The following is an 18033-nucleotide window of genomic DNA, read 5'->3' on the forward strand; positions in this document are numbered from 1 at the left end:
CGGGCGCTTTCGAAGGAAAAATTCAAAACTGTAACGATTGAAGCTGCGCTGTGTTCCCAATCCAGAGCTAATCTTTACGCGAGGCGTTGGCCAAACGCGGCGTGAATGAAGCGAACCGCTGCGTTGAAGCTGAGGGGGCGGTTCGATCTTTTGCGCCGGCGCTTACGGCTGCTCCATCAGCTCCTCGGCGGTAAGCCGGGTCAGCGTCTGCCGGCGCCTCTTGGACGCGTAGCTGGGGTAGGCGAGCCAGATGACTCCCGCCAGCAAGATGAACGTCATCGCGCCGAACAGAAAGGCGTCGTTGAGCGCCAGGATCCCGGCCTGCTGGCGGATGAGCTGCGCTGCCCGAGCGCGCGCCGCATTCGGCGACATGCCCATCGCCTGCATACGCTCGAGGAACGAGGCGAGCAGGTCGAGCGAGGCGAAGCGGCGTCCGCCGAAATGATCGGCGAGGTCGAGCTGATGGAAGGGCGTGCGGCGGAAAAAGAGAACGCCGAGCAGCGTGATGCCCATGGCGCCGAACACCGTGCGCAGCATCGCGAGCTCCTCCGCGGCGCGGATCAGTCGTTCGCCGGCGAGCCCGGTCATGGCGAGCGTCGCGAGCGGCGCAAAGAACATCGCGAGCGAAAAGCCGAAGAAGAACATCGGCGTCGTGACACTATCGAAAGAGGCGCTCTTGTCGTAATGGCCGAGCCACACGAATGTCACCGCGAGGCCGATGAAATTGAGGAAAATGATGAGTCGCGCGTCGACGTTTCTCGTGATCTCATGCACAACGGCGGCGGCGGCCATCGCAAGAAAAATCATGGCCAGATAGACCATGCCGGCGAGCGAAGACGTGTAGCCGAGCAGCACCTGCAATTGTACGATGAACACCGAAAGCAGGCCCTGAATGATCAGAAAGCCGATCAGCGAACAGAATGTCGCGATCGCGAAATTGCGGTGCAGAAACAGCCGCAGGTCGAGGGCGGGCCGCCGCTCGCCGAACTCCCAGAAGATGAACATCGGCAAAGCGAGGAGAACGACCAGCAGCAGCCATGCGAGCACGGGCGAGGCGAACCAGTCGAAATCATTGCCCATGTTGAGAATCGTCTGCACCCCGAGCAGCACCGTCGCGAGCAGAATGAAGCCGATCGTGTCGAAGCGCGTCATCCGGCGCTCAAAGCCGCTCCCATAGAACAGCGCAGCAACAACGCCCGCCACGGGTAAGGCCACCACGACGTTGGAATAAAACAGCCAGCGCCAGTTGAAATATTCGGCCCAGAAGCCGCCCATGAAGACGCCGATGGTGAAGGGCGCCATGCTCATGACGCCCCAAAAGCCGACGCCGAGCGTGCGCTGATCATCCGGATATTGCGCAAGCGTCACCGATTGCGTGAGCGGAAGGGCGACGCCGCCGATCAGGCCGAGCAGGAAGCGCATCGGCGCGAAAAACCAGATCGTCTCGCTCGCCGCGCACATCAGGGAAACGGCGGCATAGGCGACGAGGGCGCCGATCAGCACGCGATAGGCGCCAAGCCGCCCTGAAAGCCACCGCGATAATGGAAGGCCGAGTGCGATGCCGACCATATGGTCGGTCGTCGCCCAGGTGCCGTAGCTCGGCGTCACGCCCTCGAGGCTTCCGGCGGCGTAGGGCGCGAGCACCGTGTAGCCCGGCACATTCGACAACATGACGACGTTCGCCGCCCCCGCCGCGACGTTGAGCAGCAGGAATCGCCAGCCTTTCATGCGCTCTGTTTCGTTCACGATCCTTCTGCTCCGGACGGACGCACGAACTCACCTCGATGCTTCAGCAGTTTAGAACGGCGAAGCTTCATCCGTTTGCTCATTTGCGTGTGCGAGTCATCGCTGAAAAAGGCGCTTTTGTCACGAAGCCTCTGGGCGCCAGAATCCCCAAAAGCTTGCCAATAGGCCGCGGCATGGGTCATACAAGCCGCCTTCACGAGGAGAAGGCGCATGACGGGCATATGGTTTCAGGTCGCGCTCATCTTGGGTCTTGCGCTCATCTCCGCGATGATCGCCGCGAGATTTCGTATCTCGACCGCGTTGACCGAAATCATCGTCGGCATGTGCGCGCGGACGCTGTTCGCCGCGACGGTCGGCGCCGAAATCTTTAGCGCCCAGGAGCCTTGGGTCAAAACGCTCGCCGGATTGGGCGCCATCGCGCTGACGTTTCTCGCGGGCGCCGAACTCGATCCCGACGTTTTTAAGCTGAAGTGGAAGGAGGCTGCGTCGGTCGGCGCCGCGAGCTTCCTCGCGCCCGCCATCGGCTGCTGGGCGGTCGCCTATTATCTGCTGGGCTGGGAGAGTTCGCCGGCGCTGCTTGCCGGCATCGCGCTCGCCGCCACCTCCGTCGCCGTCGTCTATACGGTGATGATGGAATATGGCTTTAACCGCACCGATTTCGGCAAAACGATTCTCGCCGCCTGTTTCATCACCGATCTCGGCACGGTCGTGACGCTCGGCCTCGTATTCGCGCCCTTCACCTGGAAGACCGCCGTGTTCGTCGCAGCGGTCGGCGCGGCGTTCGTCGGACTGCCGCGGGCGACGCCTGTGATCTTTGCGAAATTCGGCGGACGCCCCTCCGAATTCGAGACAAAATTCCTGTTCTTCGCGCTGATGGCGCTCGGCGCGCTCGCGACCTGGGCCGGGAGCGAAGGCGTCTTGCCGGCCTATCTGATCGGCATGGCGCTCGCGGGCTGCGTCGGGCGCGACCATGCGCTCATTCGCAGGTTCCGGGCGGTGACCATCGGCCTGCTGACGCCCTTCTATTTCATCCGAGCCGGATACTTTGTCTCCATCCCGGCCGTTCTCGCCGCGCCGCTTGGCGTCGCCGCCTTTCTTGCCGTCGAGATGGCGACCAAGGTCGTCAGCGTCTATCCCGTGGCGCGCCGATTCGGGTCGCCGCACAAGGACGCCATGTATACGACGCTGCTGATGGCCTCCGGCCTCACATTCGGCACGATTTCGGCGCTTTTCGGCCTGTCAAACAATATCATCGACGAAAACCAATATTCGACGCTCGTCGCCGCGATCATCGCGACGGCGATCGTGCCCACGATGATTGCGAATAGTCTTTATTTGCCGCGCCATCGGCTGCCACGAGAGGCGGCGCCGCAGCACGTTCATTCCGCGGAGCCGGAGAAGGAGTCCGTCCTCGAAGGATAAATGCGACTTGATTCCCAGCGGGCGCGATGCAATCAACGTCCCCATTGTCGCTCGAGGAAGCGCGCCTGCCGCGTGGCGCGCCTGCGGTACGCCTCGAAGCGGGGACAACAGGAAGGACAATCTGAATGCGCATCATTCTGAGGCTGTCGGCTGTGCTGGCATTTTTTGCGCTCACGCCGGCTTTCGCTCAAGGAACGCCTGAACAGCGCGAGGCCTGTGAAGGCGACGCGAATCGCGTCTGCGAGGCGTATATTCCGGACGCCGTCGCCATCGAGCGATGCCTGAGAGCCAATGCGGGATCGATCAGCGCCGCCTGCAAAGCCGAACTCGGCCTCGCGTCGGCGAGCGGCAAAAAGCGCAAGCGCTAATAACGCGCGGCGCAACGCGTCGCGGCGCCCTCAATCCGCGCCTTACGCATCATCAGGTCGCGACGGCAAGCCGTCTTTCGGCGAGCCGCGCGGCTTCGGCGCCTGACAACATCGCGCCGTTGAAGCCATGCTCGCCGCCGAAAGCCGAGGCGAGATAGAGTCCGGCGATCGGCGTTTGCGGCGTTCGCGGAAATCCCATCAGGATCGGTTCTTCAGCGGGCAGCGCCGCAAAGCCGTACACCGCTCCTTCCGGCGTGTTGAGATAGCTCGCCATCGAATAGGCGTTGAGCAGCATCCGCGTCGTGACCAGACCGGAAAAGCCGGGATAGTCGCGCTCGAGAGAAGCCTGTAGGGCGTCGAGCCAGCGTTCGCGGCGCGCAAGCGCCGCGTCGCGCGGCAGATCGCGCCAGTTGTCGATGCGATCCAGGCCAAGCACGCTGACGAGGATCGGCGGCTCGTCCCAAAGACCTGAGTCGACCGCGGTGAAATTGGCGATCGTATGGAGGGGCAATGCCCCCTTGGGATCTTCCGCCATCGCGCCGGCGCCATCGCCATATTGATCGAAGCGCCGCATGTCGGGCGGCATGACGACCGTCGTGAAATTCGTCAGCCCAACCGTGGAGGGTTTCGCGCTCAAGCCGAAATTGGCTGAAAACAGCGAGGTCGAAAGCCGGCGGGACCCGAAGGTCTCCTCCATTTTCGCGCGCGCTGGCGCGTCCATCATCGTCGCCGCCTCCGAAGGCGCGCAATTCGCCATCGCCACGCGCGCTTCAATGCGTTCCTCGCTGTCGCCGGCGCGCCGCGCGACATGGCGTATGGCGACCACATTGCCGTCCGCATCGGTCTCGATGGCGTTGACCTGCCGGCCCATGCGCACCACGCCGCCGGTCTTGGTGATCGCCTTCGCGAGCTTGAGGCTCAACTGTCGCGAGCCGCCTTTGATATAGGCGCCGCCGGACGCGATATAGCCGCCCTGCGCGAGCGCGTAGAAAATCCACCACAGTCGGCGCGGGTCGTCGCCGTAATAAGCGAGATTGGCGCCGAGCGCGCATTTCAGGGCCTCGCAGCCGGCGAAATCCCGCTCCATGATCTCGTGCAATGAATTCTGCCAGCCGGCGGCGGCCGGCGCGACTTCCCAAAGTCCGCGCGCCAATTTGGCGAAGGAGCTTTCCTCGCGCGCCTGTTTCAAGGTCCACAGCGCATCGTGAATCTGCTCGACCTCGCCGAGAAATCTTTGGATGGCGGCGCGTTTGTCGGGGAACCTGGCGGCGAGCGCCTCATAGGCGGCCGCAAAGCCGAAAGGCAGTTCGAAGGCTTCGCCGACCGGCCCGCCGCGCACCTTATAAAGGGCGCCGGTGGGCAGCCATTCGATTTCGTCGAGAATCCCCAGGCGGCGCAGGATGTCGTGCTTCACGTCGCGAGGGTTGCGCGCGTCGGAGGTCTGATGAAGCGAGGCTTCGACGGTCAGCGGACCGACCTTGTAGACCGACGCCGCGCCGCCCAGGCTGAAATTGCGCTCTAACAGGCAGACGCTGTAGCCGGCATGCGCAAGCAGCGCGCCCGCCGTCAATCCGCCCAGTCCCGAGCCGATCACCACGGCGTCGAATTTCTTGTCGCTCATTCCGAATCGTCTTTGCCGCTGAAAGATCGCCACTCTATCCCGCCACGCCCCTCTGGCGAAAGGCGGCGGCTGACACAAGATAGGACCCAAGCCAAGAATCTTAGACAAGGCGCTGGCGATGGCCGATGCGAACTTCCCCGTAACCCACACCGACGCCGAATGGCGCGCGCTTCTCACGCCCGAGCAATATGACGTCATGCGCGGACATGGCACCGAACGTCCGGGAAGCTGCGCGCTCAATCATGAAAAGCGTCGCGGCGCATTCAACTGCGCCGGCTGCGGCCAGCCGTTGTTTCGCTCGGGCGAGAAGTTCGAAAGCGGCACCGGCTGGCCGAGTTTCTTCGATCCGCTTCCCGGCGCGCTCGGCTCGACCGTCGATCGCAGCTATGGCATGGTGCGCACGGAAGTGCATTGCAGCCGATGCGGCTCGCATCTCGGGCATGTGTTTAACGATGGCCCGCCGCCGACCGGCCTGCGCTATTGCATCAATGGCGTCGCGCTCGATTTTCAGCCGGAGTAGGCGTCAAAAGACTATCGGCCTTCGTGATCGCCCGATAGAGTCAAGGCTGCGACGCTGACTGCGACAAATATTTTTTTAAGGACGTCGCAACGAATGCTGCGCCTGCTGGCTTGCGGTTTCTTCGGATAGGTAAGGACGGGCCTCGGTTTCTTCCCAGCGCCGGCGCCGAGCCTGTCCAGACCCGTCGCATCAGCTTTTCGGGCGTGTAGGAAACGTCACAATTCTTGTAGCGAATGCGCGCATTGATCGGTGTGCGCGCAGCCTGCCTTAGCCCGTTCTATCGGGCAGGTGAAGGATAGGCAGTCGGCCCGGCTTGTCGAATAAGCGATTCGCCCCGCGCGTGCGTCGCGCGAGCGGGAGCCGCATCGCGGCGCCCATGACGTCGTCACGCCGCTCACGGCTCTGCCGGCTTGACGATCAATTTTGATTCCCGTCATACGAGGTGTCCGCCAATGAATTTTCAGTAAGCGGATTCATGCGCGCGTCGGCTCGTTGCGGCGAACCGCGGGCCTTGATGCGCGAATTGGAGAAAACGACGGTCGCAAAAAAGGCTGCAGCCTGCATCGGCAGGATTTCAGCCCGGTCGGCCGGGAGCGGGATCGGCGGCGCCGACGCTCGGTTCCCGATGACCGAAAAAAACGAATTCTGGGCTTGTGCGACGCAGGCCTGATAGGGAGTGGACTGCATGTCAGAACGGTCAGCCGCCGCGCCGGGCGCGAGCGGAAAGGACAACCAGCATCTTGCGCCGAAGTCCGACATCGAGATTTCGCAGGCCGCCAAGATGCGGCCGATTATCGACGTCGCGCGGGACAAGCTCGGCATCCCGGCCGAACATGTGCAGCCCTACGGCCACTACAAGGGCAAGATCTCTCTCGACTACATCTCCTCGCTCGACAGCCAGGCCGACGGCAAGCTGATCCTGGTCACGGCGATTACGCCGACGCCCGCCGGCGAAGGCAAGACGACGACGACCGTCGGCCTCACGGACGGTCTCAATCACATCGGCAAAAAGGCGCTGTGCTGTTTGCGCGAGCCCTCGCTCGGTCCCTGTTTCGGCGTCAAGGGCGGCGCCGCCGGCGGCGGCTATGCGCAGGTCGTGCCGATGGAGGACATCAACCTCCACTTCACCGGCGACTTCCACGCCATCGGCGCGGCGAACAATCTGCTCGCGGCGCTGATCGACAATCACATCTATTGGGGCGGCGAGCCCAAGATCGACTCGCGCCGCGTCGCTTGGCGTCGCGTCGTCGACATGAACGACCGCGCATTGCGCTCGATCGTGTCGTCCCTCGGCGGCGTCACGAACGGCTTCGCCCGCGAGGACGGATTCGACATCACCGTCGCTTCGGAAGTGATGGCGATCTTTTGCCTCGCTTCGGACTTCGCCGATCTGCAGCGGCGGCTCGGCGACATTATCGTCGGCCAGACCCGCGACAAGAAAAGCGTGCGCGCCTCGGAAGTGAAGGCGGCGGGCTCCATGGCCGCGCTGCTCAAGGACGCGATCGCGCCCAATCTGGTGCAGACCTTGGAGAACAACCCGGCCATCATCCACGGCGGGCCTTTCGCCAATATCGCGCATGGCTGCAATTCGGTGATCGCCACGAAGGCCGGCCTGAAGCTCGCCGACTACGTCGTGACGGAGGCGGGCTTCGGCGCCGATCTCGGCGCGGAGAAGTTCTTCGACATCAAGTGCCGCAAGGCGGGCCTCAAGCCGGATATCACGGTGATCGTCGCGACGATCCGCGCGCTCAAGATGCATGGCGGCGTCGCCAAGGACGATCTGAAGGCCGAGAATGTCGCCGCGGTCGAGAAGGGCTTCGAGAATCTGAAGCGCCATATCGGCAATGTCCGCAAATTTGGCGTGCCGGTGCTCGTCTCGATCAACAAGTTCTCGTCCGACACCGCGGCCGAGATGGCGGCGCTCGACAAGCTCTGCAAGGCGGAAGGCGTCGAATGCGTCGTCGCCGACAACTGGGGCTCCGGCGGCGCCGGCGCGGCGGATCTCGCCAAGGCGGTCGTCAACACCATCGAGACGCAGCCCTCGAACTTCAAGCCGCTGTATCCGGACGACATGCCGCTTGCCGAAAAAGTGCGCACGATCGCCAAGGAGCTCTACGGCGCCGCCGATATCTCCTATGATTCGAGCATCAAGGCGCGCTTTGCCGAACTGGAGAAGGAAGGCTTCGGCAACTTCCCGGTCTGCATCGCCAAGACGCAATACAGCTTTTCGACGGATCCAAACGCCAAAGGCGCGCCTTCGGCCTTCACGATCCCGATCCGCGAATTGCGTCTCTCCGCGGGCGCCGAGTTCATCGTGGTGGTGTGCGGCGACATCATGACGATGCCAGGACTGCCGAAGGTCCCAGCCGCCAACAACATCTACGTTGACGACTCCGGCCGCATCGCCGGCCTGTTCTAGCGCATTCCCGGCGTCATCGACGCCGCGCCATCTGAATCCCGCCGCTCGAAAGGAGCTTGAGAAATGTTGAATTCCAGAATTCCCGGCAAGAACTTCCTGTTTGTGCCGGGCCCGACCAATCTACCCGACCGCATCGTGCGCGCCATGTCGGTCGCGTCCGAAGATCATCGCTCGCCGACGTTCCCCGATCTCGTCAAGCCGCTCTTCCCCGGCCTGAAGAAGGTCTTCGGCACCGACAAAGGCCATGCCTTCATTTTCCCGGCGTCGGGCACCGGCGGCTGGGAAGCCGCGATCACCAACACGCTGTCGCCCGGCGATAAGGTTTTGGCGCAGCGCTTCGGCCAGTTCTCCCATCTGTGGATCGATCTGTGCAAGCGCCAGGGCCTGGAGGTCATCGTGCAGGAGCGCGAGTGGGGCACCGGCAATGATCCCGAACTGATCGAAGAAGCGCTGAAAGCCGACAAGAATCACGAGATCAAGGCGGTTCTCGCCACGCATAATGAAACGGCGACCGGCGTGACCTCCGACATCGCCGCGGTGCGCAGGGCGATGGACAACGCCAAGCATCCGGCGATGCTCTTCGTCGACGGCGTGTCGTCGGTCGCGTCCATTGATTTCAAAATGGACGAATGGGGCGTCGACGTGATCGTGTCGGGCTCGCAGAAGGGCTTCATGCTGCCGGCCGGCCTGCTGCTCATGGCGGCGAGCCAGAAGGCGATCGACGCCGGCAAGTCCAACAAGGGCCGCCGCGCCTATTTCGAATTCCAGGACATGATCGCCCAGAACGCGAACGGCTATTTCCCTTATACGCCCTCCGTGCCGCTGCTCTATGGCCTCAAGGAATCGCTCTCGATCCTGTTCGAGGAGGGCCTCGATCAGGTCTACAAGCGCCACCACCACCTCGCCGAGGGCTGTCGCGCGGCGGTCGCGGCATGGGGCCTTAAGTGCTGCGCGAAGGAGCCGAAGTGGAATTCCGACACCGTCACCGCCATTGTGGTGCCGGAAGGCTATGACGCCGCCAAGGTCATCGAGACCGCTTACAAGCGCTACAATCTCGCGCTCGGCGCCGGCCTCTCGGAAGTCGCGGGCAAGGTGTTCCGCATCGGCCATCTCGGCGATTTGAATGAGCTCATGCTGCTCGGCGCCATCGCCGGCGCGGAAATGGCGATGCTCGACAACGGCATCAAGGTGACGCCGGGGTCGGGCGTCGCGGCGGCGCAGGCGGTCTATCGCGCCAATCCGCTGCTCAAGATGTAAATCGGCAACCGGCGGTCGGAGCATTCCGACCGCCGGAGCCCGATGAACGAATGCCAAAAAAAGAATTGAGAAAGAGGGGAAACTAGGACATGTCGCACAAAATCGTCTTTCTCGATCGGGAAACGCTCGACGCCAATGTGCGCAAGCCGAATTTTCCTCACGAATACACGGAATACGCCCAGACGGCGCCCGACCAGATCGTTGAGCGCCTAGAGGGCGCGACGATCTGCATCACCAACAAGGTGCCGCTGCGCGAAGCGACGTTGAAGCAGCTTCCAGGCCTCAAGCTCATCGCCGTCGCCGCGACCGGCACCGATGTGATCGACAAGGCCTATACGAGCGCGAACGGGATCGTCGTCTCCAACATTCGCAACTACGCGTTCAACACGCTGCCCGAACATGTGTTCGCGCTGCTGTTCGCGCTGCGCCGCAACTTGGTCAATTATTACAACTCGGTGCGGCAGGGGCGCTGGGGCTACGCCAATCAGTTCTGCTACTTCGACTATCCGATCTACGACATCGCCGGCTCGACTCTCGGCATTATCGGCTATGGCGCTCTCGGCAAGGAGATTGAGAAGCGGGCCACCGCGCTCGGCATGAAAGTGCTGATCAATGACGTCACGGACGTGCCGAACAAGGTCGACATCCCGACGATCCTGCGCGAGGCGGACGTCATCACGCTCAACCTGCCGCTCACGCCAGAGACCAAGAACATGATCGGCGCGAAGGAGTTCGCGTCGATGAAGAAGTCCGCCTGCATCATCAATACGGCGCGCGGCGGCATCGTCGACGAGGCGGCGCTCGCCGACGCGCTCCGCAAAGGCGTGATCGCGGGCGCCGGCTTCGACGTGCTGACGGTCGAGCCGCCCAAGAACGGCAACATCCTGCTCGATCCGACGATTCCCAATCTCATCATCACGCCGCATGTCGCCTGGGCCTCGAAAGAGGCGATGCAGGTGCTGGCCGACCAGCTCGTCGACAATATCGACGCCTTTGTCGCCGGCAGCCCGCGCAACGTCGTGGCGGGGTGAGGCTGACGCCCCCTCCCGGCGCTTCGCGCCACCCTCCCCCGCAAGCGGGAGAGGGGACCAACGTCCGAGGTTGCGCGAATGCGCGTCGATGGCCGAGTCTGCTCCCTCTCCTGCGCGAAGCGCGGGGGAGGGTTGGGGAGGGGCCAGTGAAAGGTTCGAATTCCCATGACCAAAAAACTGCTTTTCCTTTTCGACACCGATCCGGCTCCAAGCGTTTTCGACACGGTGGTCGGCTATGACGGCGGCGCCGATCACATCATCGGCTATGGCGGCGTGACGCCCGAGAACGTCGGCGCGCTGGTCGACGGCTGCATCTACACGCGCGGCCCGAAGGAAAAACAAAATACGGCGATCTTCGTCGGCGGCGGCGACATGACGGCCGGCGAAGCCGTGTTCAAAGCGGTGAAGAAGCGTTTCTTCTCGAATTTCCGCGTGTCGGCGATGCTCGATTCGAACGGCTCGAACACGACCGCCGCGGCCGGCGTGGCGCTGCTCGCCAAGGCAAGTTCGCTCAAGGGCAAGAAGGCCGTCGTGCTCGCCGGCACCGGTCCGGTCGGCATGCGCGCCGCGGCGATGCTGAACATCGAGGGCGCGGAAGTGACAATCACCTCGCGTCAAAAGGCGCGCGCCGAGGCCGCGGCGAAAGCGATTCAGGAGCGCTTCGGCTTCACGCCCGCGGTGATCGAAGCGTCGGATAACGCAGCGCGCGCCCAGGCCGTCAAAGGCGCTCAGATCGTGTTCGCGGCAGGCGCCATCGGCGTCCCGCTGCTCGACGAGCAGGATTGGCGGAGCGATCCGACGATCGAACTCATCGCCGATTGCAACGCGCAGCCGCCGCTCGGCGTCGGCGGCGTCGAGGCGACCGACAAGGCCAAGGAGCGTCACGACAAGATCGTCATCGGCGCGCTGGGGCTGGGCGGGCTCAAGCTCAAATTGCATCGCGAATGCATCGGCAAGCTGTTTGACGCCGCCGACCAGGTGTTCGACTGCGAAAATATTTATGCGCAAGCCAAAGAGCTCGCCTGACCGAGGAAAGATATGAGCGCCAAGACCGATACGATTGGAAAATTCCTCGACGAACTCGCCAGCGATGCGCCGACTCCCGGCGGCGGCGGCGCAGCGGCGCTTTCGGGCGCCATGGGCGCGGCGCTCGTCTCGATGGTGTGCAATCTCACCATCGGCAAAAAGAATTACGAAGCCGTTTCAGCCGATCTGCAGCTCACTCTCGCCAAGGCTGAAAAGCTGCGCGCCGAGCTGACCGCGGGCGTCGATGAAGACGTCGTCGCCTTCAACACGCTGATGGGCGCCTATGGCCTGCCGCGCGGCACCGATGAGGAGAAGGCGAAGCGCTCGGAGACGATTCAGTCGGCGCTGAAAGAAGCGACGCTGGCGCCGCTGAAGACATGCAAAATCTGCTATGACGTCATCAGCCTGTCGAAAGAGGCCGCCGACAAGGGCAACCTCAACGTCATCAGCGACGCCGGAGTCGCGGTGCTCGCCGCCAATGCCGGACTGCGCAGCTGCGCGCTCAATGTCTTCATCAACGCCAAGGCGATCAAGGATCGCGACTTCGCCGAGCAGCAGCTTGCCGAAGTCAATGCGCTTCTCGCCAAGGCCGCGGCCGAAACGGAAGCGGTCTATGAGACGGTCAAAGCCAAAATAGGCGGCTGAGGAAGCCGCGCCGCATTGCGAGGAGAGGACTGAAATGGACGTCCACGAATATCAGGCCAAGGAAATACTGGCGAGCCACGGCGTCGATGTTCCGCCCGGCACGGTCGCTTTCAGCCCGGATCAGGCGGTCTACGCCGCGACTGAGCTCGGCGGCTCGCATTGGGTCGTCAAGGCGCAAATTCACGCCGGCGCGCGCGGCAAGGCGGGCGGCGTCAAACTCTGCCGGACCTATCATGAAGTGCAGCAGGCGGCGCGCGATCTGCTCGGCAAACGGCTCGTCACGTCGCAGACCGGGCCGGAAGGCAAGCCGGTGCAGCGCGTTTATGTCGAGGTCGCCGATCCTTTCGAGCGCGAGATTTATCTCGGCTATGTTCTCGACCGCAAATTGGAGCGCGTGCGCGTCATCGCGTCGAAGCACGGCGGCATGGATATCGAAGAGATCGCCAAGAACACCCCCGACGAACTGCTCCAGGTCATCGTCGAGCCCGCCGTCGGCCTGCAGCAGTTTCAGGCGCGCGAACTCGCCTTTCAGCTTGGTCTCAATATCAAGCAGGTCTCGCGCGCGGTGAAGACGATCATGGGCGCCTATCGCGCCTTCCGCGACAATGACGCGACCATGCTCGAAATCAATCCGCTGGTCGTCACCAAGGACGACAAGGTTCTGGCGCTCGACGCGAAAATGTCCTTCGACGACAATGCGCTGTTCCGCCGTCACAATATTGTCGACATGAACGATCCCTCGCAGAGCGATCCGCGCGAGGCGCAGGCGGCCGAGCACAGCCTGAATTACATCGGCCTCGACGGCGAGATCGGCTGCATCGTCAATGGCGCCGGGCTCGCCATGGCGACGATGGACATGATCAAGCACGCCGGCGGCAATCCGGCGAACTTCCTCGACGTCGGCGGCGGCGCTTCGCCCGAGCGCGTCGCGACCGCGTTCCGTCTCGTTCTGTCGGATCGACGCGTGAAGGTCGTGCTCGTCAACATCTTCGCCGGCATCAATCGTTGCGACTGGGTCGCGCAGGGCGTCGTTGACGCGGTGCGCGCCGAAAAGATCGAGGGCGTGCCGCTCGTCGTGCGCCTCGCCGGCACCAATGTCGAAGCGGGCAAGAAGATCATCGCCGAAAGCGGCATTCCGATCATCCAGGCCGACACGCTGGCCGAAGCCGCCGAGAAGGCCGTCGCCGCCTACAAGGGCGCCAAGTAAGCGCCGGAGAACGACACATGAGCATTCTCATTGACGAAAAGACGCCGATCCTGGTCCAGGGCATCACCGGCGACAAGGGCAGCTTCCACACCAAGGAGATGATCGACTACGGCAGCAATGTCGTCGCCGGCGTCACGCCCGGAAAGGGCGGCAAGACTCACCACGGCGTGCCGGTGTTCAACACGGTCCGCGAAGCGGTGCGCGAAACCGGCGCACAGGCGTCGATCACCTTCGTCGCGCCGGCCTTTTGCGCCGACGCGATCATGGAGGCCGCCGACTCCGGCGTCCGCCTGATCTGCTCGATCACCGACGGCATTCCGGCGCAGGACATGATGCGCGTGAAGCGCTACTTCCTGCGTTTTCCCAAGGATCGCCGGCCGATGCTCGTCGGCCCGAACTGCGCCGGCATTATTTCGCCGGGCAAGGCGATGCTCGGCATCATGCCTGGCCACATTTACAAGCAGGGCCCGGTGGGGCTGATCTCGCGCTCCGGCACGCTTGGCTATGAAGCGGCGTCGCAGCTGAAGGCGCTCGGCCTCGGCATATCGACCTCGGTCGGCATCGGCGGCGATCCGATCAACGGCTCGTCGTTCCTCGACCATCTGGTGCTGTTCGACAAGGACCCGGAGACCGAGGCCGTGCTGATCATCGGCGAGATCGGCGGTCCGCAGGAGGCCGAAGCCTCGGCCTGGATCAAGGAGAATTTCTCCAAGCCGGTGATCGGCTTCGTCGCCGGCCTCACGGCGCCCAAGGGCCGCCGCATGGGCCACGCCGGGGCGATCATTTCGGCGTCGGGCGACAGCGCCGCGGAAAAAACCGAGATCATGAAGTCCTACGGGCTGACCGTTGCGCCGAGCCCGGCGGAATTCGGATCGACTGTCGCCAAGGTATTGCAGAGCGCCTGAGGAATGCAGCATTGGCGTCGGCGCCGTCGCGCGCCGGCGTCCGGCCGCATTTTGCGAAGCCGTTCATCCTGCGCGGCGTCGTGAGCGCCTAAGGAGTTTTGATGACCGCCGAGACCCAGACATTGAAGAGCCTGTCTTCGACCGGCTTGCCGTCTGCTTACGCGACTCGTTCGGTCACCGAAGCTTCCGACTTCCTGCGCGCGCAATTGCTCACCGTGATTCGGCGGCACACGCCGGAGATCGAGGCCGTCGTGCGTGACTCCAAGGCGGGCGCAGGTCTGGAGCCGCGCCAGATGGCGCGCGCGCTTCAGGCACAGGGCATCCTGTTTCAGCTCGTCTCCATCGCGGAGCAGGCCTACGCCATGCGCCGGCGCCGCCGGATCGAGCGCGAAAAGGGCCACGACAAGCTGCTCGGCACGTTCGATTACGTCTTGTCGAGCGCCGCAGCCTCAGGCGTCGCGCCAGACGAAATACGCGCGCAACTGCACACGCTGCGCATCCGGCCCGTGATCACAGCCCATCCGACCGAAGCGAAGCGCGTCTCGATCCTCGAAAAGTATCGCCGCATCTATCTGCTGATGCGCGAGCTCGAATCGACCCGCTGGACGGACCGCGAGCGCGAGGCGCTGGTGAAGTCGATCTATGACCAGATCGAACTTCTGTGGCTCACCGGCGAATTGCATCTCGAAAAGCCCACTGTCGATCAGGAAGTCGCCTGGGGTCAGCACTTCTTTCACGAGAGCATTTTCGATCTCGCGCCGGAGCTTCTGTCGTCCTGCGAACGCGCGCTGCGACGCCATTATCCCAACGAGATATTCGAGGTCGCGCCTTTCTTCCAGTTCGGGTCCTGGATCGGCGGCGACCGCGACGGCAATCCGTTCGTGACGAATGACGTCACCCGCCGCACCATGCGCGAAAACGCTGCGGCGAGCTTGAATTACTATCGAACGCGCTTCGTCGATCTTGCGCGCATGCTGTCGATCAGCCAGCGCGCCGCGGATATTCCTCAGTCTTTCCGCGACGAGTTGGCTGAACGCCTCGCCGCGCTGCCGGACGGCGCCGCGATCGAAGCGCGCAATCAAAATGAGCCCTACCGGCAGTTCGTGATGACGATTCTGCGCAAGCTCGACCAGACGCTGCGCGCCGTGAACGCCGAGCCGACGACAGGTCCGCGCTATGCGAGCGCCGACGAACTCATCGCCGACCTGCTGGCGCTCGAAAAGGCGCTCAATGAAGCCAAGAGCGATGCGCTCGCGACCGATCTCGTGCGTCCGCTGCGCCGTGCGGTGGAAACTTTCCGCTTCAGCACGGTGCGCCTCGACATCCGCCAGAACACGACGCGGACGACGCAGGCGCTCGAGGAGCTGTGGCGCCTGAGGACCGGCGGCGAGACGCCGCCCGACCTCGATGCTCCCGAATGGCGCCAATGGCTGCTCGCCGAGCTTGCAAAGCCGCGTCAGGCGCCTCTCCCGCGCGACAAGCTTTCCGCCGATACGCGCGACGTCATCGAAATGTTCGAGGTCGTCGCCGAGATGCGCGTACAGCTCGACCGCGAAGCCTTCGGCGGATTTATTTTGTCGATGACGCGTTCGGCGGTCGACGTCCTCGGCGTGTATCTGCTCGCCAAGGAGGCGGGGCTGTTTCTCGACGAGCCCGGCGTCGAGATCCTCACGCTGCCGATCGTGCCGCTCTTTGAGACGATCGGCGATCTGCGCGCCGCGCCGGCGATCATGCGCGATCTCTTGCAGGTTCCGGTGGTGCGCCGCTCGACGCGCTGGCAGGGCAATCTGCAAGAGGTGATGATCGGCTATTCCGATTCCAATAAGGATGGCGGCTTTCTGTCGTCGAATTGGGAGCTGTTCAAGGCGCAGGCCCGCCTCACTCAGGTCGGACGCGAGCAGGGCGTCGCCATCGCGTTCTTCCATGGGCGCGGCGGCTCGGTGTCGCGCGGCGGCGCGCCGACCGGCCACGCCATCGCGGCGCAGCCGGCGGGCTCGATCCGCGGGCGTTTTCGTGTCACCGAACAGGGCGAGGTCGTGTCGTTCAAATACGCCAATCGCGGCACGGCGGCCTATCAGATGGAGCTTTTGGCGTCCTCGGTGTTTCAGCATGCGCTGAAGTCCGAACGCGAGGAAGCGCTGGCGCCGCACGCGGAGTTTGACGAGGCTCTCGAGGAGATTTCCGGCGCCTCTTTCGCCGCATACGCCAAATTCATCGGCGATCCGGATCTTGTCGCTTACTTTCAGGCTGCAAGCCCGCTTGAAGAGATTTCGCTGCTCAACATCGGATCCCGTCCGGCGCGGCGCTTCGGCGCCAAAAGCCTGGCGGATTTGCGTGCGATTCCCTGGGTCTTCGCCTGGGCGCAGAACCGCCATTCGATCACCGGCTGGTACGGCGTCGGATCCGGGTTGAAGAATTTCGTTGACGTGCGCGGCGACCGCGGTTTCGAGCTGTTGCGCCGGATGTTCGAAGATTCGCGTATGTTCCGGCTCATTATCGATGAGGTCGAGAAGACGCTCGCGCTCGTCGATCTCTCGATCGCCAAGCAATACGCCGGGCTTGTCGCTGACGAAGCCGTGCGAAATAAAATCTTCAAAGCCATCGAAGAGGAATTTGCGTTGACGCGCGAGATGGCGCTGCGCGTCACCGGCGGCGTCGAACTGGCGGAGCGCTTCAAGGAATATCAGGCGAGGCTTTCGCATCGCCTGCAGACCATCAACGAGGTCAATCGCGAGCAGGTGGCGCTGCTTCGCCGGTTTCGCGAGGCAAAGGACGAAGCGGAGAAAGAGGCTGTCAAAGTGCCTCTGCTGCTGTCGATCAGCTGCGTCGCGGCCGGCCTCGGGGCCACAGGCTAATTCAACAGGAAGGGGAAAAAATATGAGCTTTACTTTAATCGAGCAGGCCACGCCGCGTCTGCATCGCTCGGAACTCGCCGTGCCGGGCTCCGCGCCGGGCATGTTCGAAAAGGCCGCGCAGTCAAAGGCCGATCAGATCTTCCTTGATCTCGAAGACGCCGTCGCGCCCGACGACAAGGAACAGGCGCGCAAGAACATCATCCAGGGCCTCAACGACATCGACTGGGGCAAGAAGGTGATGACGCTGCGCATCAACGGTCTCGATACGCAGTACTGCTATCGCGACGTTGTCGACGTTCTCGAGAACTGCCCGCGCCTCGACATCGTGCTGATCCCGAAAGTCGGCGTTCCGGCCGACGTCTATGCGATCGACATGATGATCACGCAGATCGAGCAGTACAAGAAGCGCACCAAGAAGATCGGCATTGAAATCCTGATCGAGACCGCGCTTGGCATGGCCAATGTCGAGGCCATCGCGCAGTCGTCAAAGCGCCTTGAGGCCATGTCCTTCGGCGTCGCCGACTATGCGGCGTCGACCCGCGCCCGCACCACCGTCATCGGCGGCGTCAATCCGGATTACGGCGTGCTCACCGACAAGGACGCGAGCGGCAATCGCGAATATTACTGGGCCGATCAGTGGCATGCGGCGCAGACGCGCATGATGGTCGCCTGCCGCGCTTACGGCCTGCGTCCGATCGACGGCCCCTTCGGCGACTTTGGCGATCCGGACGGCTATATCGCCGCCGCCAAGCGCGCCGCGGTGCTCGGCTATGAGGGCAAGTGGGCGATCCATCCCTCGCAGATCGAACTCGCCAATCAGGTCTTCACGCCGTCCGACGCCGAGGTCACGAAGGCCCGCCGTATTCTCGACGCGATGAGCCAGGCCGCCAAGGAAGGCAAGGGCGCCGTCTCTCTCGACGGCCGCCTGATCGACATCGCCTCGATCCGCATGGCCGAGGCGCTGATCGAAAAGGCCAACGCGATGGCGGCGTAAGCCGCAGCCCTCCAAAG

14 protein-coding genes are annotated in these 18033 nt (G+C 63.4%); 12 read left to right on the forward strand and 2 right to left on the reverse strand.

Annotation, left to right across the window (positions count from 1 at the left end; all coding sequences use genetic code 11):
• Positions 1-162: 162 nt before the first annotated feature.
• Positions 163-1746, reverse strand: coding sequence for an MFS transporter (locus ACR65W_RS03120; protein WP_434498495.1), 1584 nt, complete (start codon positions 1744-1746; stop codon positions 163-165).
• A 210-nt stretch (positions 1747-1956) separates the two neighbouring features.
• On the opposite strand from ACR65W_RS03120, the gene ACR65W_RS03125 reads away from it, so the two are divergent.
• The gene (locus ACR65W_RS03125) at positions 1957-3168 is read left to right on the forward strand and encodes a cation:proton antiporter (RefSeq protein ID WP_434498494.1); all 1212 of its coding nucleotides are present in this window, start codon (positions 1957-1959) and stop codon (positions 3166-3168) included.
• Between the two features lie 125 nt (positions 3169-3293).
• Positions 3294-3536, forward strand: a complete 243-nt coding sequence (locus ACR65W_RS03130; protein WP_434498493.1) for a hypothetical protein — start codon at positions 3294-3296, stop codon at positions 3534-3536.
• Positions 3537-3588: 52 nt separating this feature from the next.
• On the opposite strand, the gene ACR65W_RS03135 is transcribed toward ACR65W_RS03130, so the two are convergent.
• Complete coding sequence (locus tag ACR65W_RS03135) at positions 3589-5157, reverse strand: phytoene desaturase family protein (RefSeq protein WP_434498492.1); 1569 nt, start codon at positions 5155-5157, stop codon at positions 3589-3591.
• 118 nt (positions 5158-5275) lie between these two features.
• Here ACR65W_RS03135 and msrB point away from each other — a divergent pair, with 118 nt between their 5' ends.
• The 10 genes from msrB (at position 5276) to ACR65W_RS03185 (ending at position 18016) form a co-directional block, all read left to right on the forward strand.
• Positions 5276-5677 (forward strand): peptide-methionine (R)-S-oxide reductase MsrB, encoded by a 402-nt coding sequence (msrB, locus tag ACR65W_RS03140; protein WP_434498491.1) that lies wholly within the window; start codon positions 5276-5278, stop codon positions 5675-5677.
• Between the two features lie 685 nt (positions 5678-6362).
• Complete coding sequence (locus tag ACR65W_RS03145; protein WP_434498490.1) at positions 6363-8096, forward strand: formate--tetrahydrofolate ligase; 1734 nt, start codon at positions 6363-6365, stop codon at positions 8094-8096.
• Positions 8097-8159: 63 nt separating this feature from the next.
• The gene (locus ACR65W_RS03150; RefSeq protein ID WP_434498489.1) at positions 8160-9353 is read left to right on the forward strand and encodes an aminotransferase class V-fold PLP-dependent enzyme; all 1194 of its coding nucleotides are present in this window, start codon (positions 8160-8162) and stop codon (positions 9351-9353) included.
• 89 nt (positions 9354-9442) lie between these two features.
• The gene (locus tag ACR65W_RS03155; protein ID WP_434498488.1) at positions 9443-10384 is read left to right on the forward strand and encodes a D-2-hydroxyacid dehydrogenase; all 942 of its coding nucleotides are present in this window, start codon (positions 9443-9445) and stop codon (positions 10382-10384) included.
• Positions 10385-10549: 165 nt separating this feature from the next.
• A complete protein-coding gene (locus tag ACR65W_RS03160) occupies positions 10550-11410 on the forward strand; it encodes an NADP-dependent methylenetetrahydromethanopterin/methylenetetrahydrofolate dehydrogenase (RefSeq protein ID WP_434498487.1) in 861 nt (286 codons plus the stop codon).
• A 12-nt stretch (positions 11411-11422) separates the two neighbouring features.
• Positions 11423-12055, forward strand: a complete 633-nt coding sequence (gene fchA / locus ACR65W_RS03165) for a methenyltetrahydrofolate cyclohydrolase (RefSeq protein ID WP_175092863.1) — start codon at positions 11423-11425, stop codon at positions 12053-12055.
• A gap of 34 nt (positions 12056-12089) precedes the next feature.
• Entirely contained in the window at positions 12090-13262 is a 1173-nt protein-coding gene (locus ACR65W_RS03170; RefSeq protein ID WP_434498486.1) for a malate--CoA ligase subunit beta, read from the forward strand.
• A gap of 17 nt (positions 13263-13279) precedes the next feature.
• Complete coding sequence (gene sucD, locus ACR65W_RS03175) at positions 13280-14167, forward strand: succinate--CoA ligase subunit alpha (RefSeq protein ID WP_256033696.1); 888 nt, start codon at positions 13280-13282, stop codon at positions 14165-14167.
• 101 nt (positions 14168-14268) lie between these two features.
• Positions 14269-17022: a phosphoenolpyruvate carboxylase gene (locus tag ACR65W_RS03180; RefSeq protein ID WP_434498485.1), complete on the forward strand. Its 2754-nt coding sequence runs from the start codon at positions 14269-14271 to the stop codon at positions 17020-17022.
• Positions 17023-17044: 22 nt separating this feature from the next.
• Complete coding sequence (locus tag ACR65W_RS03185; RefSeq protein WP_175092866.1) at positions 17045-18016, forward strand: HpcH/HpaI aldolase/citrate lyase family protein; 972 nt, start codon at positions 17045-17047, stop codon at positions 18014-18016.
• The last annotated feature ends 17 nt before the right edge of the window (positions 18017-18033 follow it).

It is taken from the genome of Methylocystis sp. (genome assembly GCF_051062815.1).
Taxonomy (GTDB): Bacteria; Pseudomonadota; Alphaproteobacteria; order Rhizobiales; family Beijerinckiaceae; genus Methylocystis.